This is a genomic window from Roseateles koreensis (genome assembly GCF_028595305.1).
GTDB classification, from domain to species: Bacteria; Pseudomonadota; Gammaproteobacteria; order Burkholderiales; family Burkholderiaceae_C; genus Paucibacter_A; species Paucibacter_A koreensis.
The window spans coordinates 1-22,232 of record NZ_JAQQXS010000003.1 but is presented as its reverse complement, the minus strand read 5'-3'; the positions used below and the strand labels follow the sequence as shown (position 1 = coordinate 22,232).

General features: G+C 60.6%; 19 protein-coding genes and 1 pseudogene. 3 read left to right on the top strand and 17 right to left on the bottom strand.

The genetic code is table 11. From position 1 onward, the window contains the following. Nucleotides 1-261: 261 nt before the first annotated feature. The 3 genes from PRZ01_RS03580 to PRZ01_RS03570 form a co-directional block, all read right to left on the bottom strand. On the bottom strand, nucleotides 262-1,896 hold the full coding sequence (locus tag PRZ01_RS03580; protein WP_273595395.1) for an AMP-binding protein: 1,635 nt from the start codon (nucleotides 1,894-1,896) through the stop codon (nucleotides 262-264). Between the two features lie 69 nt (nucleotides 1,897-1,965). Next, on the bottom strand, nucleotides 1,966-2,832 hold the full coding sequence (locus PRZ01_RS03575) for a bile acid:sodium symporter family protein (RefSeq protein ID WP_273595394.1): 867 nt from the start codon (nucleotides 2,830-2,832) through the stop codon (nucleotides 1,966-1,968). A gap of 103 nt (nucleotides 2,833-2,935) precedes the next feature. Further along, complete coding sequence (locus PRZ01_RS03570; RefSeq protein WP_273595393.1) at nucleotides 2,936-4,834, bottom strand: amidohydrolase; 1,899 nt, start codon at nucleotides 4,832-4,834, stop codon at nucleotides 2,936-2,938. 203 nt (nucleotides 4,835-5,037) lie between these two features. Here PRZ01_RS03570 and PRZ01_RS03565 point away from each other — a divergent pair, with 203 nt between their 5' ends. After that, complete coding sequence (locus tag PRZ01_RS03565; RefSeq protein WP_273595392.1) at nucleotides 5,038-6,114, top strand: AraC family transcriptional regulator; 1,077 nt, start codon at nucleotides 5,038-5,040, stop codon at nucleotides 6,112-6,114. Between the two features lie 83 nt (nucleotides 6,115-6,197). Continuing rightward, a pseudogene (locus PRZ01_RS03560) lies at nucleotides 6,198-6,380 on the top strand (IS5/IS1182 family transposase); the annotation flags it as partial. Nucleotides 6,381-6,589: 209 nt separating this feature from the next. On the opposite strand, the gene PRZ01_RS03555 reads toward PRZ01_RS03560, so the two are convergent. The 5 genes from PRZ01_RS03555 to PRZ01_RS03535 all read right to left on the bottom strand — a co-directional run bounded on the left by PRZ01_RS03555 (nucleotide 6,590) and on the right by PRZ01_RS03535 (nucleotide 14,953). Continuing rightward, nucleotides 6,590-8,317, bottom strand: coding sequence for a PHA/PHB synthase family protein (locus tag PRZ01_RS03555; RefSeq protein ID WP_276598026.1), 1,728 nt, complete (start codon nucleotides 8,315-8,317; stop codon nucleotides 6,590-6,592). Nucleotides 8,318-8,491: 174 nt separating this feature from the next. Then, a complete protein-coding gene (locus tag PRZ01_RS03550; protein WP_273595390.1) occupies nucleotides 8,492-9,619 on the bottom strand; it encodes an ABC transporter permease in 1,128 nt (375 codons plus the stop codon). Nucleotide 9,620: 1 nt separating this feature from the next. After that, entirely contained in the window at nucleotides 9,621-12,338 is a 2,718-nt protein-coding gene (gene rbbA, locus PRZ01_RS03545; RefSeq protein WP_273595657.1) for a ribosome-associated ATPase/putative transporter RbbA, read from the bottom strand. A 44-nt stretch (nucleotides 12,339-12,382) separates the two neighbouring features. Further along, a complete protein-coding gene (locus PRZ01_RS03540) occupies nucleotides 12,383-13,453 on the bottom strand; it encodes an HlyD family secretion protein (protein WP_273595389.1) in 1,071 nt (356 codons plus the stop codon). A 9-nt stretch (nucleotides 13,454-13,462) separates the two neighbouring features. Next, nucleotides 13,463-14,953 carry an efflux transporter outer membrane subunit gene (locus PRZ01_RS03535; protein WP_273595388.1) on the bottom strand — a complete coding sequence of 497 codons (1,491 nt, stop codon included), beginning with the start codon at nucleotides 14,951-14,953 and terminating at the stop codon, nucleotides 13,463-13,465. Nucleotides 14,954-15,182: 229 nt separating this feature from the next. Here PRZ01_RS03535 and PRZ01_RS03530 point away from each other — a divergent pair, with 229 nt between their 5' ends. Next, nucleotides 15,183-15,887 carry a TetR/AcrR family transcriptional regulator gene (locus PRZ01_RS03530; RefSeq protein ID WP_273595387.1) on the top strand — a complete coding sequence of 235 codons (705 nt, stop codon included), beginning with the start codon at nucleotides 15,183-15,185 and terminating at the stop codon, nucleotides 15,885-15,887. Nucleotides 15,888-15,932: 45 nt separating this feature from the next. Here the strand turns inward: PRZ01_RS03530 and PRZ01_RS03525 are convergent, their stop codons facing one another. From PRZ01_RS03525 to PRZ01_RS03485, 9 genes are all read right to left on the bottom strand, one after another. After that, entirely contained in the window at nucleotides 15,933-16,568 is a 636-nt protein-coding gene (locus PRZ01_RS03525) for a protein phosphatase CheZ (RefSeq protein WP_273595386.1), read from the bottom strand. 13 nt (nucleotides 16,569-16,581) lie between these two features. Beyond that, entirely contained in the window at nucleotides 16,582-16,974 is a 393-nt protein-coding gene (gene cheY, locus PRZ01_RS03520) for a chemotaxis response regulator CheY (protein WP_273595385.1), read from the bottom strand. A gap of 26 nt (nucleotides 16,975-17,000) precedes the next feature. Then, a complete protein-coding gene (gene motB, locus PRZ01_RS03515) occupies nucleotides 17,001-17,969 on the bottom strand; it encodes a flagellar motor protein MotB (protein ID WP_273595384.1) in 969 nt (322 codons plus the stop codon). 123 nt (nucleotides 17,970-18,092) lie between these two features. Continuing rightward, nucleotides 18,093-18,950, bottom strand: coding sequence for a flagellar motor stator protein MotA (gene motA / locus PRZ01_RS03510; protein ID WP_273595382.1), 858 nt, complete (start codon nucleotides 18,948-18,950; stop codon nucleotides 18,093-18,095). 126 nt (nucleotides 18,951-19,076) lie between these two features. Further along, entirely contained in the window at nucleotides 19,077-19,820 is a 744-nt protein-coding gene (locus PRZ01_RS03505; RefSeq protein ID WP_273595381.1) for a class I SAM-dependent methyltransferase, read from the bottom strand. Between the two features lie 56 nt (nucleotides 19,821-19,876). After that, nucleotides 19,877-20,413: a flagellar transcriptional regulator FlhC gene (gene flhC / locus PRZ01_RS03500; protein WP_273595380.1), complete on the bottom strand. Its 537-nt coding sequence runs from the start codon at nucleotides 20,411-20,413 to the stop codon at nucleotides 19,877-19,879. 28 nt (nucleotides 20,414-20,441) lie between these two features. Continuing rightward, a complete protein-coding gene (gene flhD, locus PRZ01_RS03495) occupies nucleotides 20,442-20,765 on the bottom strand; it encodes a flagellar transcriptional regulator FlhD (RefSeq protein WP_273595379.1) in 324 nt (107 codons plus the stop codon). A 276-nt stretch (nucleotides 20,766-21,041) separates the two neighbouring features. Continuing rightward, complete coding sequence (locus tag PRZ01_RS03490; RefSeq protein WP_273595378.1) at nucleotides 21,042-22,088, bottom strand: glycosyltransferase; 1,047 nt, start codon at nucleotides 22,086-22,088, stop codon at nucleotides 21,042-21,044. A gap of 32 nt (nucleotides 22,089-22,120) precedes the next feature. Further along, the coding region (locus PRZ01_RS03485; protein ID WP_273595656.1) for a FlhC family transcriptional regulator at nucleotides 22,121-22,232 on the bottom strand (112 nt) is incomplete at its 5' end.

Below are 22,232 nucleotides of genomic sequence, written 5' to 3'. Positions count from 1 at the left end.
TGTCGAAATTTGACGACCAGATTTCAACGAGACACATGCTGTTCATGCTGAACACGGCCGCCTTCAACTGGGTGCGCAATGAAGGAAATCGGCGGTGAAGGCCTGCGAAACAGCCCGAAATCAAGGGATTCTGAGCTCGATATCCGGCATGACGAAAAGATCAGTACCGGCTCCCGGACGGGCTGAACGAGGCTGCGATTCGGGTCCGTATTTCAGCAGCCTGTTAGTGAGGAATTCGCGTAGCGCCCTCTGAATGAAAACTCAAGCTGCGGTGCGCAGATCACGTCGCAATATTTTTCCGACCGCTGATTTGGGCAGTGAAGCGAGAAACGCCACCTGCTTGGGGACCTTGTAAGCGGTCAACTCCCTGCGGCAGTACGCCCTGACTTCTTCGGCGGTCAAGGTCGCTTCCGGGGTTTTGACGATGTACAGCATGACGGCTTCGCCCGTCTTGTCATCTGGGACGCCAATGCAGGCACATTCGGCCACTCCCGGGCAGGCGCTGGCCACAGCTTCCACATCATTGGGGTATACGTTAAAGCCCGACACCAGGATCATGTCCTTCTTGCGGTCGACGATCTTTAAGAAGCCTCGCTCGTCGAACACGCCCACATCGCCGGTCTTGAAATAGCCGTCGGGCGTGAATGCGTCGACATTGGCCTCAGGCTTGCGCCAGTAGCCACTCATCACTTGGGGGCCCTTGGCGCACACTTCGCCGGCCTCTCCCAAGGCCACCTCGTGGCCATCATCGTCCAGTAGCTTGACGTCAGTGGATGGCGCCGGCAGGCCGGTAGAGCCCGAGAAGTCATCGATGGACAAGGGGTTGAAGGACAGTATCGGGCTGGTTTCGGACAGGCCGTAGCCTTCGCGGATGAAATTGCCTGTAATGGCTTTCCAGCGGTCAGAAGTCACCCCCACCACGGCCGCACCGCCACCCGCACTCAAGCGCAGGCGAGACCAATCAACCTCTTTCAACCCAGGGTGCAGGGTCAGGCCCTGGTAGAGCGTGTTCACGCCAACGAACACGCTGGGCCGCGCAGCCTTGAGCGTGGCAACAAAACCATCCATGTCACGAGGATTGGCCACCAGCCAGTTCTCCGCCCCGATGGAGAAGTAGGACAGGAAATTGCCCATCAAAGCCATGATGTGGTACAGCGGCACGGCGGTAACCACCACCTCTTCGGCCGGGCGCATGGCGCCAGCCATAAAGGCCTTGAACTGCTCGGTGTTGGCCACTAGGTTGCGATGCGACAACGTGGCACCTTTGGACAGTCCCGTGGTTCCGCCGGTGTATTGCAGGAACAAAGTGTCGGCACCCGTCAGGCTCACCGGCACACGCTCCAACTTGGCACCTTCGGCCAAGGCGGTCGTGAAGGGCACCGCCTGCGTCAGTCGTGCGTCCACCGCCGGGCTGGGTAGCTGGGCACCCAAGCCATCGCCAAGGCCCACCGTCAACACGGACTTGAGGTGGGTCTTGCCGATGATCTCGCCCAGCGTGGGCGTCGAACCGGTGAAGATAACGATGGCATCGCAACCCGCGTCGGTGAGCTGGTGTTCCAGTTCACGCGGCGTGTACAGCGGGTTCACATTCACTTGCACCGCACCAGCACGGATGATGCCCAGCAGCGCCAGCGGAAAGGCCGCCAGATTGGGCAGCATGACGGCCACACGGTCGCCCTTCTTGATGCCCACCGTATGCTGCAAGTAAGCGCAAAAGGCCGCAGAGAGTTGGTCCACCTGCGCGTAGGTCAACGTTTTGCCAAAGCAGTTGAAGGCCACTTGGTCGGCATACTGCACCATCGCCTCATCCATCATCGCGGTGACGCTGGGGTAGCGATCCGGATTGATCTCTAGTGGAATGGTGCCGTAGCTGCGGGTCCAGTGTCTCGCATTCATGCGTGTGCTCTCTGTGTTTAGGGTCAAAAATGGCAGAAATGGGCAGGCCTTGCTGTTGAGCTGGTTTGCTCAGTCTTTGTTCACAAAGCGGCGCATCAGGGCCGCGAACAGCAAGCCACCCGCATACATCAGTACGCCATACAGCGCACCCGGAACCGCCATAGCGTCCTGCTTGAGCACGGTACTGGAGATCACCAGCGCCAATGTTGCGTTCTGCATGGCCGTCTCAATGCCCAGGGTGACGGACTGTTTGCGCGACAGGCGCGCTATCCAAGCCACCAGAAATCCTATCGCCAGCATGACCAGGTTCAAGCCCACAGCAAAGGGTGCCAGCGTGGTGAAGTTATCGCGCAGCAGAGTCCAGTTTTTGGCGATGGCCAGCACCAGAATGATGATGAAGAGAACCGTCGCAATGCGGGTTGCCACAGGCTCGCGACGTTTCGTTCCTTCGGGCCAGACATGGCGCACCACCATGCCAGTTGCCACCGGCACAGCGAGCAACATGAAAATCTGCCCCATCATCATGGAGACGGGTACTTGCACTGTCTGTTGCGTGCCCATGAATGTGTTGAGCGACCACGCCACAATAAAGGGCAGTGTGAACATGGTCATGACGCTGGCCACTGCGGTAAAGCTGACGGCAAGCGCCACGTCACCACGTGCGAGATAGGTCAGCATGTTCGATGTACTGCCGGTGGGGCACGAGGCAATGATCATGAAACCTACGGCAAACGCGCCGGTGACGCCAAAGGCGGTCACCATGAGATAGCACACCACTGGTAGCAAGACAAAATGGCAGAACACGCCTACCAGCAGGGCACGCGGCTGCACAATGATGCGCCGAAAATCGCCCAGCGTAAGACCCAGTCCAAGCGAGAACATGATGAAGGCCAGTATGGCTGGTAGCAATACAGTCGTGACAATTTCACCTTGCATGAGGTATCTCCGTAAAATTATTTTGGGTATTAGTTCGCCCCAATGGTCAGGTGAGGTCCTGCATTGGGTTGCGCCAGTGCAAGCACTGGCGCGGTCGCAGCGCTTACTGCGTGGTTGCCCGCTCTGCTTCAGCCTTTGCAAATGCAACCATCAATAATTTATTGACGTCGCAGATATCGCCATGGGGGCCATTGCGCTCCAGGGCGGCCATCAATTTGGCAAAGGGTGCGGCTGGCGCCGATGCCGTTTTAGAGGGCTTCTTGTCCCTTTGGGCAATCGGAAAAACACGGCCTTCAAACACCGAGGCCCGGATAGGGATGTCCTTGATGGTCATTGGTTTGACCTTGTAGGGGTCCTGTCCCAGTACCGAGAAGTTCGCGATTTTGCCCACAGCAATGCTGCCCAAGTCATTTTCCTGGCGCAGGGAATAGGCCGCCTCAATCGTCACGGCGCGCAGAGCATCGTCCACGCTGATACGCTGTTCGGGTGCCACGAGTCGCCCATCCAGAGTCGTCCGATTGACGGCAGCCCATGCGAGGTACAGTGGGCCCATGGGTGCAATGGGAGCATCCGTATGCAGCGACAGGTGCAGGCCACGACGAATGACCGACTGGGCACGGACCATGTTGTCCGCGCGTTCCTTGCCCAGGCTAGATTTGCTGAACTTGTCGGCAAAGCCCACCGGGTAATAGGGATTGGCACTCACAATGACGCCCAGGCGGGCAATGCGGTCAATCTGCGCTTCGGTGGAGTTGGCAAAGTGCACCAGCACCGTCCGGTGGTCAGCGCGTGGGTTTTCACGCATGCGTTTCTCGACCATGTTCAGCACCGCGTCTACGCCGCCATCACCCGTCGCATGAACGTGCAACTGGTAGCCAGCGTCCCAGTAGGGTTTGCTGATTTTGTCCAGTTGCTCTGGCGTCAGGATCCACTCGCCTTTGTGGCCATCTGAATAGCCATCATTCATTTGCATGAGTAACGACACGATTGCGCCATCCGCATACAGTTTGATCTGCTTCTTCAGGAAAGTGGCCTTACCGCCATCGGGCAGGCTGTTGTGCAGTTTTTCCGTATCTGCAAGCGCTTCGGCGTCTGTCATCCCTTCGTACACCTGGTGCTTTGTTTCACCGATGAAAGAGCTGTAAAAAGGCACATCCGGCGCATTGAACATGGCCTTGTACATGCCAATCAATCCTGGTGCCAGGATGACGCCGGGATCGTTAAAGGATGTGACGCCATTCATCTTGTTGATTTCGATGAAGAGGTCATGGCCCGCCTTGAGGCGGGCTGGAGCAGCCATGAACTTCATCAACTTGGGTACGACCAATTCGAATGAACCGGTTTCCCACCAATGGCCTTCGTCCCAGTTGTATTGCTCACTGGCAACGCCCTTCCCACGCATGGCGCTTTCATCCAGGCCCAGTGTCTTCATGGCCACACTGTTCAAAATGACTTCATGCGCTGACCGGTGAATGACGGCAATGGGGCGCGTGGTGCTGATCTTGTCCAGATCGGCGCGTGTCAAGTTGCCATGCCACAACTTGTGATAACCCCATGAATACAGCCATTCCTGCGGATCACTCTTGGATTCAGAGTACGCCGTCAACATCTTCATGTACTGCTCAGGATTTTTTGCCGCTGGGTAGGTGCGGGTTGGCAGATCCCAGTCTTCCGTGGAGATAACGTCCGTGTTGAGCGTTAGCGACACCAGCATGGGGTGCACGTGCTGTTCAATCAGGCCCGGCATGATGACCTGATCCTTGAACGTCTCGTTCATGACAAAAGGCTTATCGCCGAGTGCTACTTTGACTTGGGCCAACGAGCCAACACTGACGATGCGCTTGCCGAGAACCGCCACCGCTTGCGCCTCGGGGTTGCTGTGCTCCATCGTAATGATCTTCTTGGCGGTAAAGATCGTTGCGGGCTCGCTCTGGGCCAGTGCTACACCCGCAAAGCAAGTCATGACCGCTGCGCTTGCGACGGTGGTTCGTAAAAAGTTCATGAATGTCTCCTATTGTTGAAATAGTTCGTGAAATCTTTTTTATGTCCTGAAGGTACAGGCGACACACTCGCCCTACCCCCCCCTTGAACTTGTGGGCCGATGGTATGGATTTGCCGCGCCCAATACTTACGAATACGAGACAAAAATTTATGAATTGAGGACATAATCCGGCAAATCGCACCGCCTGAAGTGATCTGCCTCCCATGAAAAAGACAGCCAATACCGACTATTTCACGCATCCCAGGACGCTGAACGGGCTAGAGCAATTTGCGCAATCCATTCATCAACCTCTGGCACCGATGTTGGCGCGTTTCGGGCTGACGGTGGAAGTACTCAATGACCCCCAGGCCATCATTCCTTACTCCGCTGCGGTGGGGCTTTTAGAAACCTGCGCGTTGGAGTGGAAGCGACCGGACTTGGGTATTCAATTGGGCAGGTTGAAGAATCTTGAGTATTTGGGTGCGGTAGGGTTGGTCGCCCGCCTCAGCGACACCGTCGGAGATGCCTGTCACGCCATTCAGATGAACATTTCGATTCATTCGAACGCCTATTACCTGGACATAGATCCCGGCAGCGTTGACACAGACGAATCGGGGAGCATCGCCTACATCCCCAGACCCAGGTCGGGCTGTGGCCCGCAAATGGTCGAACTGAGTTTGTGCCGTATCTACCAATACCTGTCGCTGACGTCAGGGGTGAATGCTCTGAAGATTCGGGAGGTGAATGTTCAGCACGCACCCATTGGCTCAATGAAGTTGGCGCAGCAGTTTTTTGACTGCCCGGTGCGATTCAGCATGTCGCGCAATGCCATATTCTTTGACCCACACTTGCTGAAGGCGCAGACGGTGATTCGCGATAGCGCCTATACATCAATCATACAAGCATACCTCCAGCAAGAACGCCTGCAGGCAGAATCGGATGTGGTGGTTGTCACCAGGCGGTTGACGGCGCAACTGTTGTCTACAGGCAGTTGCACGCGCGACAGCATTGCTGAATTTTTGCATCTACACCCTCGCACGCTGCACAGGCGGCTACTGGAACACAGCACATCGTTCGCAGAAATCCAGGATGAATACCGGCATGCGAGGGCGACCGAATGGGTCAGAGGGCGGAACTTTTCATTGGCGCAGATTAGCCTCATGCTCGGCTATGCCAACCAGAGTGCTTTTTCTTCCGCATATCGGCGGTGGACCGGAAGTAGTCCACGGCATGACAGAGCGCAGTACGAGCGTACAAACGCAGAGGCCGGGAAGCATGCTCTCACCCACCGCACCACCTAACAGGCTGCTGAAATGCCGTCGCGGCGCGATGGGCGCACAGTCGGCAGCCTCGATAATTTGACGACCCGATTTCAACGAGACCCATGCGCGGCGCCGATACCTTCACCGAGAGCCTATCCACGGGGCGCAAGTTGGAGGACTTCGTTCCTGCCGAACATCCGCTGCGCTCGATCCGCGTGATGGCCAATGAGGCGTTGACGAAGATGGGCACGCTGTTCTCAGCGATGTACGAGGCCGGGAGGTCCCCGACGCCATTGCTCAGAGCGAGGGCGATGCACTGTCGCAACGCAAACGCAAGTTGATCAAGCAATTTGACGCAACACCCTCCGACGTTGGCAACCGGGCACCCTACGTGCCAAAAGTCACCGGCAATGCCAGTGTGCAATACCGCTTCCCGGTTGCTAACAACTTGCGAGTTGTGCTGCGAGGCGATGTGATCCGCAAGGACAAGCAGTATGGGGGCACCGAGAACCCCTCAAGCCATCAGTACATAACGCCCTGGTGCATCGTCCAGCACCGCGTAGCCTGCGTCGGCATTACCCAGCGGTGGCGGGGTGACCTGCGTGCCGGCCTGCTCACGCAGCCAGCCCTCCCAGGCGGGCCACCATGAGCCCTGCTGCACCGGCGTGGTGGCTTGCCAGGTGTCAGGGTCCACGTAACGCCCACCCGGCACGGTGTTGGCGATTTGATAGCTGCGCCGTCCGGCACCGTCGGGCGGACACACCACACCCACGTTGTGCCCGCCGCTGCACAGGCAAAAAGTCAGCGGGGTGTCAGTCAGCAACTTGATCTTGTAGACAGAGTGCCAGGGTGAGACAGTGTCCCGCTGGGTGCCCAGACAAAACACTGGCACGCGGATGTCCGCCAACGCCACCGGCCGCCCCTGCACCTTGTAGTTACCCTGTGCCAGCTCATTCTGGAGATAAAGGCTGTGCAGATAGTGACTGTGCTGGCGGAACGGCATGCGGGTGGCATCCGCATTCCAGGCCGTGAGGTCGGTCACCGGCTGGCGGGCGCCCATCAGGTAGTCGTGCACCATGCGCGAGAACACCAGGTCGCGGCTGTTGAGCATGGCGAAGGCGCCGCCCATCTGCTTGCCGTCCAGATAGCCTTGGGCAGACATCACATCGTCGAGATAAGCCAGCTGGCTTTCGTCGATGAACAGGGCGAGATCGCCAGGTTCGCTGAAATCAAGTTGCGAGGCCAGCAGGCTCAGGGTCTTGAGGCGCAAGTCGCCGTCGCGCGCCATCTTGGCCGCCGCAATCGACAAGAGCGTGCCGCCCAGGCAGTAACCCAATCCCTGCACGGCATTGCCCGGCACAAGTGTAGTGACCGCATTGATGGCGGCCATCACGCCGTCCAGCAGGTAGTCGTCCATGTCCAGGCCGCGGTCGCTCTCGTCCGGATTGCGCCACGACACCATGAACACGGTGTGCCCCTGGCCCACCAGATAGCGCACCAGCGAATTGGACGGCGAGAGATCGAGGATGTAGTACTTCAAGATCCACGAGGGCACCACCAGCACCGGCGTGGCAAACACGGTTTCGGTCTGCGGCGAATATTGGATCAACTCGATCAAGTGGTTGCGAAACACCACCTTGCCCGGCGTCACGGCCAACTCATGCCCCGGGCGAAAGTGCTCCGTGCCGGCCGGTGACTTGCCCGTGCTTAACTTCAACGCGTCTTCAAACCAATTGCGTGCGCCCTGCCACAAATTGCCCCCGCCGGTTTTGGCCGTTTCACTCAGCAGTTCAGGATTGCTGAATAGAAAATTGGAGGGCGACACCATGTCCAGCCACTGCCGAGCGGCGAAGCTCACCATCTCCTCATGGTGGCGGCTGACACCATGCACCCCGGTCGTGGCGCGGTGCCACCATTGCTGGTTCAGCAAGAACGATTGATAGATCAGGTTGAACGGCCACTGTTGCCACTCAGGCGCGGCAAACCGTTTGTCTTGAGGCAGCGGCTCGATGCAGGGCTGGCCAGGCTCGCCTTGCGGCTCCGGGGGGCGCAGGGCCATTTTGGCCAAACGGCCCGTCTTGCGCGCCGCCACTGCGGCCAAGGTCATTTGTTTGCCCGGCGCAAAGCTCAGGTGCGCGGCCCAATCGGCCCAGGCCCCCAACAGGGCAGCGGGTGAAAGGCCTTGCGTCAGGCGCCCCATTTGCATGTGCACAGCCCGGTCCAAGGCCTCGGGCGCCGACATCTTGGCGCTGGGGACGGGTGCACACGGCGGGCACGGCGAGGCCGTTTCCACAGGCATCATCGGCACGGTTTCAGCGGGAACGCTGGGCGCCGCTTTGCGGCGGGACGATGCTTTTTTTGTACCGGAAAACTCAGTCACAAACTCATCCTTTCAAGCCAATTTTTCAAACCGCACTCAAGCCATCTGGCCGATGGTTCTTCTGAACCGCGCCAGCGACAGGCTGAACATCACCGTGCCGATGCCGATCAAGGCAAGAAACTGTTTCCACACCACCTCCAGCCCCGCACCGCGGTACAAAATGGCCTGCCCCAGTTCGACAAAATGCGTGGTGGGCGCGGCCAGCATCAGGGTCTGAACCAGCGCCGGCATGCTCTCCCGCGGCGTCACGCCGCCAGAGAGCAACTGCAGCGGGATCAGCACCAAGATCATCAAGAGGCCGAACTGCGGCATGCTGCGCGCCACCGTGGCCAAAAAAATGGCCATGGCACTGGTGGCAAACAAATGCAAAGCCGCCCCAAGCAAAAACAATCCCACCGAGCCCTCCACCGGTACTCGCAACACGCCCTGCACCACCCAGGTGAGCGAGATGGCCGCCGCGATCAGCACCACCAAGCCCATCGACCACACTTTGGCCAGCATGATTTCAGTCGGTGACACCGGCATGACCAACAGATGCTCGATGGTGCCGTGCTCGCGCTCACGGATCAGCGCCGCGCCGGTCAGGATGATGGACAGCATGGTCACGTTGTTGATGATCTCCATCAAGCCGCCAAACCAGAATTGCTCCAGCGTGGGGTTGAAGCGGGCACGCACCGCCAAGTCCACCGGCGGCGTGCTGCTGCCCCGGTAGTGCTGCACGAATTCAGTGATTTCCGAGGACACAATCTGCTGCACATAACCGCTGCCGCTGAAGGCTTGGCTCATGCGAGTGGCGTCGACGTTGAGCTGGACTTCAGCGGGGCGCCTGGCCAGCACGTCGCGCTGGAAATTCGGCGGAATGTCCAGCACAAAGGTGTAGCGGCCCGCGTCCATGCCCCGGTCCATCTCGGCCGGCGTGATCATGTCCGGTGGCAGAAATTGCGGCGGGTAGAAGGCGGCGGCAATGCGCGAGGCCAAGGGCGAGCCGTCTTCGTCCACGATGGCGATGGGGGCCTTGTGCAGGGTCTCCGGCATGGCGGTGGCGGCGGTATAAATCGCCACCGTGAAGGCGTAGACGATCAGCGCCAGCATCATGGGGTCACGCCACAGGCTCCACAACTCCTTCACGCCCAGGCGGTAGATGTTTGCAAGGTGACGGCGCATCTCAACGCTCCTGCTTTTTCAACAGCGCAATGGCGGCGCCAATGATCACCGGCGCCGACAAGGCCATGGGCCACAGCGCACCCTGCACGTCGGCCAGGCCCAGGCCCTTGCTGAACACCCCGCGGCTGATATTGAACATATAGCTGACCGGATAAATCTCGCCAATGAAGCGCCCCACCCCTTCCAGCGAAGACACCGGATTGATCAGCCCGGCAAACTGAACCGCCGGGATGATGGTGGCCAGCACCGTGATGAAGATCGCCGCGATCTGACTGCGCGTCACCGCCGAGCCCAACAGCCCCATGCCCGTGGCGCTAACGCTGAAGATCAGCGCCGCTAGCAACAGAGCGGGATAACTGCCCGTGATGGGCACTCCAAACACCGTCACCGCCAGCAGGCTCATGAGCAAAAAGTTCAACATCGCCAAGGCCACATAGGGCAGCTGTTTGCCGAGCAAAAACTCGGCCCGGGTCACCGGCGTCACATACAGGTTGATGATGGAGCCCATCTCCTTTTCACGCACCACGGCAAGCGCGGTGAGCATGGCCGGCAGCATCAGCAAGAGGAGCGGAATCACCGCGGGCACCATGGCCGGCAGGCTCTTCACATCCGGGTTGTAGCGGTAGCGGGTCTCGATGCGGACGTTGCCGAAATTGCGCAGGCCCAACCGTTCACGCGCCTGCGCCATCAGCCATTGCTGGTGAATACCCATCACGTAGCCGCGCACCGTTTCCGCACGGGTGGGCATGGCGCCGTCCAGCCAGACGCCGATCTGCACCGGCCGCTGGCGCAGCACGTCACGCGCAAAACCGGGCGGGATCTCGATGGCCAGGGACAACTCGCCGCTGCGCATGCGCCGGTCCAGGCTCTCGTAGTCGCTGATCGCGGGCTGCTCGATGAAATAACGCGAGCCGGCCAGGTTCAAGGCGTAGTTCTCGCTCAAGCTCGTCTGGTCGCGGTCCAGCACGGCATAACGCAAATCCTGCACGTCGAGGCTGATGCCGTAGCCGATCACAAACATCAGCAGCAACGAGCCGCCCAGGGCCATGGTGGCGCGCACTCCGTCGCGGCGCAACTCCAAGGCTTCACGCCACATATAGCTGAACAGCCGCTGCAAGCTGAAGCGTGAATGCCGAAGCCGCGTCAGCGCCTGGGTCGGCGCTTGGGTCGATTCAAGGATTAGCGCCGTTTCGGGGGGCGGCACGCCCGCATCCCCGCTCCCACTGGCCTCGACCAGGTAGCCAATGAAGGCCTGCTCCAGCGTTTGCGCGCCGCGTTTGGCGACCAACGCAGCCGGGGTGTCGCTGTCCAGCACCTGCCCTGCATGCATCATGGAGATGCGGTCGCAGCGGGCGGCTTCGTTCATGAAATGGGTGGAGATGAAGATCGTCACCCGGTCGCGGCGCGAGAGCTCGATCAACAGCCGCCAGAAGTTATCTCGCGCAATCGGGTCGACCCCCGAGGTGGGCTCGTCAAGAATCAGCAACTCCGGCTTGTGGGCCATGGCCACGGCCAAAGACAGGCGTTGGCGCATGCCCAGGGGCAAGGCCTCGGGCAAGCTGTCCAGCACCTCCTGCAGACCAAAACGCTGGGCGAGTTCATCGACCCGCGCGGGGATTTCCGCCGCGGCCACATGAAACAACTGGGCATGCAGCACCAGGTTTTGCCGCACGCTCAACTCGCTGTACAGCGAAAACGCCTGCGACATATAGCCCACCCGCCTGCGGGTGTCGATGTCCTTGGGATCCACCGGTTTGCCAAACAAGCTGGCCTCACCAGCCGTTGCCGGCAACAAGCCTGTGAGCATCTTCATGGTGGTTGACTTGCCGCAACCATTGGAGCCCAGAAAGCCAAAAATCTCGCCCCGCCGAATACGAAAGTTCACCTGATTCACGGCCTTGAACTGGCCAAACTGCATGCTCAGGTTGCGGGCTTCAATCGCAATCTCCGCCTCGCCGCCGGCCTGCAAGGGCGGGATCACCACCGGCGCATAGTCGCGCCGTTTTTCCTCAGGCAAGAGTTGAATGAAGGCCTCTTCCAGCGACGCCGTGGCCGTGCGAGCCAGCAACTCCTGCGGCGTGCCCGTGGCCAACACCCTGCCGGCGTCCATGGCCAGCAGCACGTCGAAGCGCTCCGCCTCGTCCATATAGGCCGTGGCCACCAGCACACTCATCGCAGGGCGGCTCTGGCGAATGCGGGCGATCAGGTCCCAGAACTGCGCGCGCGCCAACGGGTCCACCCCGGTAGTAGGTTCGTCCAGAATCAGCAAGTCGGGGTCGTGAATCAAGGCGCAGCACAAGCCCAGCTTCTGCTTCATGCCACCCGACAACTTTCCCGCCGGGCGACTGAGAAATTCATGCAGGCCCGTGCTGCGAGTCAACTCATCAATGCGCCGCCGCCGCTCCGCCGCGTGATGGCCAAACAGCCGGGCAAAAAACTGCAGGTTCTCTTCCACCGACAAGGTGGGGTACAGATTGCGGCCCAGGCCTTGCGGCATATAGGCAATGCGCGGGCACACCGCATCGCGATGGGCCTTGCTGGCCATGTCGCCACCGAGAGCCTCAACCCGCCCCTCCTGCACAGCACGCGCCCCGGACAGCAAGGACAACAGGCTGGACTTGCCCACACCGTCAGGCCCGATCAGACCGATCATGCGGCCCGCAGGCAGGTCCAGGGTGATGTCGTCCAGCACGGTTGCCCGCGCGTAACGCAGAAACACATGGTGCAGGCGAACGACCGGCGCCGCACCGCTCGGTTCTGGCGTCACGGCGCCACCTTCACGCTCAGGCGATCCGGCCAAGTGGCTTGAGCGTCAAGCTTCACCCAGGCCACGCCGGGCAAGCCGGTCTTGACTTGTTGCAAATGCTTCTGCAGCAAGTCCCGGTCGATCTGCGCCTTGACGCGGAACATCAGTTTTTGCCGCTCGCTGGCCGTCTCCACCGTCTTGGGGGTGAACTGCGCCGTGCTGGCCACGTAAGAAATTTTGGCCGGAATCACGTACTGCGGCGCGGCGTCCAAAATAATGCGCACCTCGCTGCCCAGCGCCACTTTGCCTGCCATGGCCTCGGGCAAAAAAAAGGTCATGGACACGTCTGACAGGTCGACCAGGTTCAGCACTTTGGCGCCGCCACCCAGCACCTCGCCGGCTTGCGCCACCCGGTATTGCACGCGCCCGTCGCGCGGCGCTTTGAGCACGCTGTCACGCAAGTCCACGTCCACCCGGGCCACGCTCGCTTCACTGGCGGTGACAGCGGATTTCGCGCCGGTCACCTGGGCGGCGGCGGCCACCACGGCGGCTTCGGCCGCCTTGACTTGGGCGCGGGTGGCGACAAGGGCGGCTTGGGTGCTGCGCACGCGGGCCCGGTCGTCGTCCAACTCCTGGCCTGAAGATGCGCCCTCGCCGGCCAGGGTTTCAGAACGGGCCAAGCGGCGCTGCGCTGCGTCCAACTCGCTCTCGCGCTGCAGCACCAGGGCCTGCGCGGCCTGCTGGTCGGCTTGGCGCAAGGCCACCTGCGCCTCGGCGCCGGCCACCGCATGCAGGGCCTGCTGCTGTCGTGCCAGGGCCTCGTCGTGCTGGGCCTGCAGGCTCTCAACCTGCATCTGCGCCAAAGGCTGGCCGGCATGGACAAAGTCGCCTTCAGCGGCAAAGATGTTCTCTACCCTCCCCGGCAGCTTGGTGGCCACGTCCACCTCGGTGGCCTCGACACGGCCATTGCCGCTGACCAGGCCCGGCACCGCATTCGCGTCACGCCGACCGGCCCACGCCAGATAGCCCAGCCCGGCAAGCACCAATACCAGCACCAGCGGTGCAACTTTTCTGAGTCCTGCGTTCATGGGCATCTCTTAGTTTTTGACAAGCGGTGAAGCCGCCGGGCTCGGCGCAGGGCCGGCGGTTGAAGATTCAGGCCGCGGGGCCGGGAGCGCCCCGCCCAAGGCGGCATACAAAGACGCTTGGGCAGACAACTGAGCGCGGCGCGCTTGCACCAATTGCTGTTCAACCGACATCAACTCCCGTTCAGCGTCCAGCACCTCCAGATAGCGCACCGCACCACTGTCGTAGCGCAATTTGGCCAGGCGCGCGCGCTCCCGCTGAAACGACTGCGTGGCGCGAAGTGTCGTGACCTGCACGGCCAGCCAATGGCGGGCAGACAAGGCGTCGGACACATCGCGAAACGCGGCTTGAACCGTCTGCTCATACCGCACAAGCGCCTCGTCACGTCGCAACTCGGCAAGGTCCAGCGCCGACTGTCGACGACCGCTGTCGAACAACGGCAAAGCCACGCTGGGCGCCAGACTCCAGGCATTGCTGCCGGTCTTGAACAGGCCTTCAAGTTCAGCACTCGCCGTGCCCCAGGAGCCCGTCAAGGCGATACGAGGGAAAAAATTCGCCTTGGCCGCGCCGATATTGGCATGGGCAGCGCGCAAGCCATGTTCAGCCGCCACGATGTCGGGGCGCCGCACCAGCAAGGCCGAAGGCAGGCCGGGCTGAATCTCGGCAAACGCCGCCAAGTCGTCCAGCCGCGCAGTGGACAGTGCCGGCGCCACCTCGCCGCCACCACCACCACCGCCAACAAGCAAGGCCAAGGCATGCGCCTGCATCTCGCGCGCCTGGGCGAGTTGGTCCACCAAGGCGCTGGCTTGCTGCGCCAGCAACTCCACCTGCGTCAACTCCAACTTGGAGGTGGCGCCCAGAGCCTCGCGGCGTTTGAAGATGCGCAGGGACTCTTCCCGGCTGGCCGAGGTGCGGCGCGCCAGGGCCAGGCGCTCATCCAGCTCACGCAGCGCAAGGTCGCTGTTCGCGGTTTGGACAATCACACTCAGCCGCACCGCCTCGCGCGCGGCGTCGGTGGCCAGATAAGACTGCAGTGCCGCCTCATTGAGGCTGCGCACGCGCCCCCAAAAATCCAACTCCCAGCTGTTGAAACCCACGCCCAGCTGAATCTGATTGCCCAGCAAAGGCCGCCCGGTGAGGTTCAAGTCGCCCGGCACGCGGGCTCGCGTGGCGTCAAAGCCCGCGCCCAACGTGGGCAGCCCATCAGCCCGCTGAATGCCATACGCAGCCTGGGCCTGCCCCACCCGCAAGACCGCCAAACGCAAATCGTGGTTATTGGCCAAGGCCCGCTCAATCAAGGCCTGCTGCGCGGGGTCGGTGAAAAAGCTGCGCCAATCCCCCTCAAGCACAGGCGAGCTGGCGTCGTTCGCTTGGTCACCGTAACGATCTGGCATTAGCGCCTCTGGCGACTGATAGGCCGGCGCCAGGCTCGTGCAGCCCGCCAATGCCAGGCAAAGGCCTGCCATCAATGCAGTTGCAGGCGGTCGAATTTGAAGGGGCATGGGCTGAAACTCCGGGGCGCGGTACAGATCAGGACACCCTGGTTACCGCTCAGCTAAGGCGTTAACTACAGGGTTATCCTGGATTCTGGACAGAGCCAAAGCCCCAGCGTTTGATCCAAATCAATACAACTAACGACCCGCGGGTTTTTAGTGCATTCAATACCGCGACACTTCTACACTTCAGACATTGACGACAAACAACCGCCCGTTTCAAGAGGCGGCACCGCGCATGGCGAACAGCACGCACCCCACGGCCCAAGCCCAAGACGAGCCATCCCGGCTGCGCCGACGCCGGCTGACACCCGATGCCCGGGTGCCCTTGATCCTCGATGCGGCACTTCACGAATTTTCAGCCCAGGGCTACAAGGCCACCCGCATTGACGACATTGCGCGCCGCGCAGGCCTTTCAAAAAGCGGGTTCTATGCCCATTTCTCCAGCAAGGACGAGGTGTTCGAGGCCCTGCTCAAACGGTCCATGCAGATCCCTGTACTGGATGTTGCGGCATTGTTGAACCAGGCGGACACGGCCGACACCCTGGTTGGGCAATTGCTCGCCCCGCTCTACGAGATGCTGTCGCACCCCGAAGCGGTGGCCACCGCAAGGCTTTTGATTGCCGAAAGCCATCGCCTGCCCGAGGCCGTGGCCCGGTGGCGCTACGACACCATGAATTCACTCGCCGGGCAAATCTCGCAATTGCTGCAACAAGCAGTCGCACGGGGCCTCTGCCGTGACTCCAGCCTGCGCGCAAACCCCTGGTTGGTGCTGGCGCCCATCGTCTACACGGTGGTACAACAAGCCACTGAAGCGCAGCCCCTCGGTGCCAAGCCGCCTGACGAGGGGACCCAGTTGCAGCCCGGGTCTTTTGCCGATGCCCGGCAAGCCCAAGCCGCATTGCTGTGCGAATTGCTAACGCCACGGGCGCCAAAGACGTGAAAAAACCCGCCGCAGCGGGTTTTCAAGGGCATCAGCCGGGGCTGATCAGAAGCCGAGGCTGGCCAGCAAATCGTCCACCTCACCTTGGTCGGCCACCACATCGGTGCGGCCTTCGGGGTTGACCACGGGGCCTTGCAGAATATTGGGATCCACCTTTTCGCGTTGCTCGGGCGGCACTACCGACACCAGCAATTTAACCAGGCTGTCTTCCAGATCATTGGCCAGGGTCACCACCTTGGCGACCACTTGGCCGGTCAGGTCGTGAAAGTCCTGCGACATCATGATGTCGGTGAGGTGTGCGTCGATGCGCGCCGTTCGGGCTTCAACTTCTTTGACAAAATTCAACACCGCGCCGCTGGCCACGGCCTTGACCGGGTCGGCCACAATGGCATCCGCCATGGCCCGGGTTGCGGCTGAGATGTAGGCGTGATCGGCCTTGGCCTCATCCACCGAGTTCAGCACCTTGTTGGCGGCCTCAGCAGTTTTGGTGGCGATATAGCTCAAACGACTGCGTGCGTCGGGCAAACCATCCGTCGCAATTTGCAGTTTGGGCATCACCCCCAACTGCTGCATGGTGTCATGCAAGACGCGGGTGATCGAACCGATCTGCTGGAACACCTCCGGCGACACCACCAAGGGTTCGGCGCCTTGTCCCAATTTTGCAAGCTCTTCCATTTGCATGGCCTACTCCCAGTTAGGCCGCTGCGGCCAGTTTTTGCATGATCTTCTGAACCTTCTCCTCCAAGGTGGCCTTGGTGAAGGGTTTGACGATGTAGCCAGCTGCGCCGGACTGGGCGGCCAAAACAATGTCTTCCTTGCGGGCCTCGGCTGTCACCATCAACACCGGCAGGTGTTTGAGGTTGGGATCTTCCTTGATGGCCTTGAGCAATTCGAAGCCCGTCATATTGGGCATGTTGATGTCGCTCACCACGAAGTCGAACTTGCTCTGCTTGAGCATGTTCAGGGCCTCGACACCGTCTTCGGCTTCTTCGCAATTGTTGTAGCCGATTTCCTTCAGCAAGCCGCGCACGATGCGCCGCATGGTGGAAAAGTCGTCGACAACCAAAAATTTCATGTCTGCGCTCATGGCAATCCTCTCTGGGCTAAATGGTTTTATCGGGGAATGGTTTTTAAACTTGAGGGATTTTTCGCAAGTTCAGCACTGCCCCCGGTTGCGTCGGCCTTGGCTTCGGGCTCTGCCTCTTCATCGGGCAGATTTTTCAACACGGCATCTTCAGCATCGCGATTCATGACAATGATGCTAATGCGCCGATTGATCGGACTCTCAGGCTGCTTGCTGTCCAGCAGTTTGCTGGATGCCAAGCCCTGCACACGCAAGGTGCGCGAATCCGGCAAGCCGCCTAGGATCAACTCGCGCCGGGACGCATTCGCACGGTCCGCCGACAGTTCCCAATTGCTGTATCCCCGATCTCCACCTGGGAACGGTTGCGCATCGGTGTGGCCCTCCAACGTCAAACGGTTAGGTACCTCGGACAGCACGTTGCCAAGCTCTCTCAGCAACTCGCGCATATAGGGTTTCACAACTGCACTGCCGCTGTCAAACATGGGGCGATTGCCTTCGTCGACAATTTGGATGCGCAGGCCTTCTTTGGTCATGTCCAGGCGAATTTGACCACCGAGCGATGCCAGCTTGGCATTGTTGGCAAGCACATCTTCCACCTTGGTCTTGAGTTGCTCGAGTCGGGCTTTCTCGGCCTTGCGCTGCTCTTCTTTGAGTGCGCGCAGATTGAAGGTTCGCTTTTGCGCCTCGGTCTCGCCGGATTTCACCTGGCCAGTTTCCCGGCTCAGGTCTTTACCCCCGCCTTTGACCACGCTGGATGAGTCTCCCGAGCCAGACCCGCCCTGCATGGCGATCTTCAACGGCGAGCCAAAGTAGTCTGCGATGCCTTTTTTGTCACCTTCGGTGGTGGAACCCAGTAGCCACATCAACAAGAAGAAGGCCATCATGGCCGTCACGAAGTCGGCATAGGCGATCTTCCAGGCACCGCCATGCGCCGCATGGCCGCCCTTCTTGATCTTTTTGATGATGATGGGCTGCAGCTTCTTGGCGTCACCAGCCATAACAAGCCCCCACGTCGCCGATTACGGCTCCTGCCCCCCAAGGGGGCGCATCCCGCCCTGGGAGCGGCCCAGCGGCAGGCCCACCCACTTCGATCCACGGCATCTTGCTGCGGCTCATCGCGCTTACTTCTTCTTCACGTGAGCTTCCAGCTCACTGAAGGTGGGCCGGTCGCCCGAGTACAGCACCTTGCGGCCAAATTCAATGGCCACCTGGGGGGCGTAGCCCTGCATGCTGGCGAGCAAGGTGGTCTTGATGCATTGCAATTCTTTGCCGGCGTCCTCGACCTTCTGCTCCAGCAGGCCACCCAAGGGCTCAACAAAGCCGTAGGCCAGCAAAATGCCCAAGAACGTGCCCACCAGTGCGGAGCCGATCATGCCGCCCAGCACCGCTGGGGGCTGGCCCACCGAGCCCATGGTGTTCACCACACCCAGCACGGCGGCGACGATGCCGAAGGCGGGCAAGCCGCCGGCCAGCCGGGCAATGGCGGCCACGGCGGCATGCTCCTCGGCGTGGTGGGTGTCGATTTCGGCGTCCATCAAGGACTCGATCTCATGGGCATTGAGATTGCCAGACACCATCATGCGCAGGTAATCCGTTATGAAGTCGGTCACGTGGTGGTCATTGCCGACCGCCGGATATTTTTGAAACAGCGGCGAAGAGTGCGGATCTTCCACATCTTTTTCGATGGACATCAGGCCCTCCTTGCGGGCCTTTTGCAAAATGTCGTACATCAACGCCAACAGCTCCATATAACGAGCCTTGCTGAATTTGCTGCCCTTGAAGCACGCGCCCAGCCCCTTCATGGACGACTTGACCACCTTCATCTGGTTATTGGCCAGAAATGCGCCCGCAGCGGCGCCGAAGATGGTGATCATCTCGAAGGGCAAGGCATGCAAGATCACGCCAATATTGCCGCCGTGGGCAATATAGACACCGAAAATGCAACCGAGCGCGATGAGCCAACCAATGATGACGAACATGGTGTTTTCTATAGAGACTTAAGCAGCCATATCGGCCCTTCACCGACGCTCTTGAGTTTGCCCGTACGCAGGGGCAGCCAATCGCCGCAAGAAGCCGACTTTGCCCCGGCTTTCAAGGCCTTGCCTTCAATCTTGGCGTGGCACGCGGTAGACCCACAAGCAGTGGCCACGCGGCAATGCCATGCTGGCCAGCGCGCCCTGCCCATGAATCTCGAAATCCAGACTCACCAACCAAGCCTCCGGCGCCAACTCTTTTCTTGCCTTGGCCCAAACCCGGTCCATGGACTCAGGTCGCTGGAACACATAGACCATTTGAAACGGCTGCCAGTCCTGCGCCCACATATCACCGCGTGAGACGTGGGCCCAGGGGCAGCGCAAGCGCGCCAGCAGGGCCAGCAGCAGACTCCACTCAATACCCTCGACTCGCGCTTGCGGGTAGGCACGGTGCAACTCGCGCAGGCCGTGCCCCAGGCCGCAGCCCGCATCCAGGATGCGGGCCTGAGTGGGCAGCTGAGGCAATGGCGCCAGCTCGCCCAGGCCTTGCAAGGCATTCTTGGGCGTCGGAAATAAGGGCGCATCAGCCCAGCTGCGGCGCGGATAGGCCAAGGCCAGCAAAACCAAGGGCAATAGCCAGGCCCAAGCCGGCAGATCCAGCGAATGTGCGCTGACCAGCAAAGACAACGGGAAGCCCCCCGCCACCATCAGGCGGCGCCAACGCGGTGCCTGCAAAAAGGCCAGGGCCAGCCCCAAGCCCGCAGCCAAGGCCATGGCCATCCATGCCGCCAGGCCCGCAGTGCGTAGGGCCAGAAACAAGCCCCAGGCCAAGCCCCAACTCAGCAGGGCAGGCACAGGCCAGCGCAGCAAAGGCATAGCTGAAACGCTTGAACCGGGCAAAGTCGGATGAAGGCGGCGAGCGTGCCCTGTGCTCAATGCATCTGGATGGAACCCGAGGCACGGCCCTTACCGGCGCGGGCAGGCGGGTTGCACATGCCGCACACAAAGTGACGTGCAATCTCATGCGGATGCGTCACAAAGTGGCCGCCGCAGGTGGAACACTTGGTCATGGTGAGCATGCCGTTATCAATGAACTTCACCAGGCGCCAGGCACGGGTCACCGACAGCATGGCCTCCAGGCCTTGCGCCTGCGTTTGCTCTTGGTACAGCTGGTAAGCCTTGATGACGGCGTCAATCTCGTCCAACTCCGACACCTTGTTCAAATACTCGTGCACGTTCAAGAACAGCGAGGCGTGGATATTGGGCTGCCAGGTCATGAACCAGTCCGTCGAAAACGGCAGTTGGCCCTTGCTTGGGCTCTTGCCCGACACTTCCTTGTACAGGCGCAACAGCCGCTCGTAAGACATGTCTGTCTCCGACTCCAGCACCTGCAAGCGCGCGCCCAGGTTGATCAGGGTCACCGCACGTTCGATCTGGCGGGCTTCGGTCAGGATGCTTTTGTTGCGCATGATGGTGTCTCGGTTTTATTGGTTTTGCTTAAGCTGCTTCTTGGTGGCGCCCGGCCATCAAGATGGATGCGTGCAGACGTGACACGCCGTCGTTTGCAGCCGACTTGCCGTGGCTGGTCAGCAGACCCCACACCAGGTCGTCGTCCATGCGGAAGCGGCACAGCAGCGTGTTGCCGGACGCAATCTTCATCAGCTGTGCCGGGCTCAGCGTGGCAATCAGCGTCGCCGTGTCTTCCGAAATACCCAGGCGATACAGGGCTTGCTCCGGGTCCTGACGAATCAGACTTTGCGCCAACATCAGGTAGTTCAGGTTGGCTTCACGGATCTCGGCGAGGATTTGGTCTGCGTTCATTTGGCGGCTCCGGTGAAAATCTGTTCGGTTTCAATTGCGTATCAACTTGAAACGAATTGTGAAGACCAGAACTAATCCCCAACATCGGCGCTTTTCCGTCCCTGAAGTCCTCTTTTCTCCCCTTCCCTTGTCAGGCTTCTTCCTACAAGCGACGGGCAAACCGGGCTTCCCAGCCCAATTCAAGTCTTCACAGCGCGGGGGTGCGGTGGGCCGGCATGCCCTTGTTCAGGGCCTTCCGTCGCTCTTGAGGCCATCGCCCGGCCTCTAACGCTCGATTCAAGCGGTGTAGGCCTGAAGCAATGCAGTGGCCTCAACGCTACGGCCGGTACCCTCCAGTACCAAGGCGAGATTGTGGGCGGCCAGATGGCTACCGCGTCCGGCGACGGCACCGCTGAGGTCGGGACGCTCGCCAATTTCAAGGCAGCGGCGCCAGGCGTCCTCAATCACGGGAAGCAAACTGTCAGCCTCAGCGGGCTCGTCCGCCGCCCAATCCAGCAGCAAATCGCCCAGCGCGAAGAAGAAGTCGGGCGATTCAGCGCAAATATCCAGTTGGGTCTGCGCCCATTGAACGGCCAGCGCATGCTGTTTGAGCTGTTTGAGCCCGAACAGGCGGCGCGCCACCAAGTCCAGCCACCAGGCGCTGTCGGTACGCGCCAGTTCAGCGGCTTGACCAAAATGGAATTCGGCGTTGGCGTAGTCGTCGTAAACAGAAAGATCTTTGCCCATCTGGTAATGCAGATAGGCGTCCTTGGGGTTTTGGGCCAGCGCCTGCGCCAGCAAGGCCTTGTTGCGGCCCTTTTTCTGGGCCAGGCGATCGGGCAAATAGCCGTCGTGGCCCACTTGTAAATTCAATGCCTGAACCGGCAAGGCATGCAACGGTTGCTCATGCACACGCCCACCATAACGCACGGCACCCGGCAAGACGCGGGACAGGCGGGACCGGGCCACACGGGCTTGCCCGTCATTGAAATGGTCCAGCAAGTCCAGGGTGCCGACAAAGGTGGGCGCTTGCTGACGCAAGGCGGCCAGGGTTTCGCCCCCGGCAATCAGCCATTCATCGGCGTCCAGCACCAGATGCCAATCGGCATCGGCCAATTCCAGCGCACGGTTGCGTGCCACTGAAAAATCGTCACACCAGATGAAGTCAGCCACCCGCGCACCAGCGGCAGCGGCCACACGCCGGGTGTCGTCCGTCGAGCCGGTGTCCAACACCAGCATCTCGTCCACCCAGGGTTTCACGCTGTGGAGCAAACGCCCAATATGAGCGGACTCATTGCGGGCAATCACCACCAGCGCCAATCGAAACACGGGCTCGCCTTTCACGCAGCGGCTCTTCGGGTCGATCAGCCCTGTGCTCAATGCATCTGGATGGAACCCGAGGCACGGCCCTTACCGGCGCGGGCAGGCGGGTTGCACATGCCGCACACAAAGTGACGTGCAATCTCATGCGGATGCGTCACAAAGTGG

What these genes read in the sequence shown, in the direction of transcription:
- PRZ01_RS03535 (WP_273595388.1), bottom strand. Translation starts at nt 14,953, where the DNA reads ATGCCCCTTCAAATTCGACCGCCTGCAACTGCATTGATGGCAGGCCTT.
- motB (WP_273595384.1), bottom strand. Translation starts at nt 17,969, where the DNA reads ATGGCTGGTGACGCCAAGAAGCTGCAGCCCATCATCATCAAAAAGATC.
- motA (WP_273595382.1), bottom strand. Translation starts at nt 18,950, where the DNA reads ATGTTCGTCATCATTGGTTGGCTCATCGCGCTCGGTTGCATTTTCGGT.
- PRZ01_RS03555 (WP_276598026.1), bottom strand. Translation starts at nt 8,317, where the DNA reads ATGTCGGCGCCCGAGGCCTTGGACCGGGCTGTGCACATGCAAATGGGG.
- PRZ01_RS03530 (WP_273595387.1), top strand. Translation starts at nt 15,183, where the DNA reads ATGGCGAACAGCACGCACCCCACGGCCCAAGCCCAAGACGAGCCATCC.
- PRZ01_RS03550 (WP_273595390.1), bottom strand. Translation starts at nt 9,619, where the DNA reads ATGCGCCGTCACCTTGCAAACATCTACCGCCTGGGCGTGAAGGAGTTG.
- PRZ01_RS03565 (WP_273595392.1), top strand. Translation starts at nt 5,038, where the DNA reads ATGAAAAAGACAGCCAATACCGACTATTTCACGCATCCCAGGACGCTG.
- PRZ01_RS03570 (WP_273595393.1), bottom strand. Translation starts at nt 4,834, where the DNA reads ATGAACTTTTTACGAACCACCGTCGCAAGCGCAGCGGTCATGACTTGC.
- PRZ01_RS03580 (WP_273595395.1), bottom strand. Translation starts at nt 1,896, where the DNA reads ATGAATGCGAGACACTGGACCCGCAGCTACGGCACCATTCCACTAGAG.
- cheY (WP_273595385.1), bottom strand. Translation starts at nt 16,974, where the DNA reads ATGAGCGCAGACATGAAATTTTTGGTTGTCGACGACTTTTCCACCATG.
- PRZ01_RS03505 (WP_273595381.1), bottom strand. Translation starts at nt 19,820, where the DNA reads ATGCCTTTGCTGCGCTGGCCTGTGCCTGCCCTGCTGAGTTGGGGCTTG.
- PRZ01_RS03575 (WP_273595394.1), bottom strand. Translation starts at nt 2,832, where the DNA reads ATGCAAGGTGAAATTGTCACGACTGTATTGCTACCAGCCATACTGGCC.
- flhD (WP_273595379.1), bottom strand. Translation starts at nt 20,765, where the DNA reads ATGAACGCAGACCAAATCCTCGCCGAGATCCGTGAAGCCAACCTGAAC.
- flhC (WP_273595380.1), bottom strand. Translation starts at nt 20,413, where the DNA reads ATGCGCAACAAAAGCATCCTGACCGAAGCCCGCCAGATCGAACGTGCG.
- PRZ01_RS03525 (WP_273595386.1), bottom strand. Translation starts at nt 16,568, where the DNA reads ATGCAAATGGAAGAGCTTGCAAAATTGGGACAAGGCGCCGAACCCTTG.
- PRZ01_RS03540 (WP_273595389.1), bottom strand. Translation starts at nt 13,453, where the DNA reads ATGAACGCAGGACTCAGAAAAGTTGCACCGCTGGTGCTGGTATTGGTG.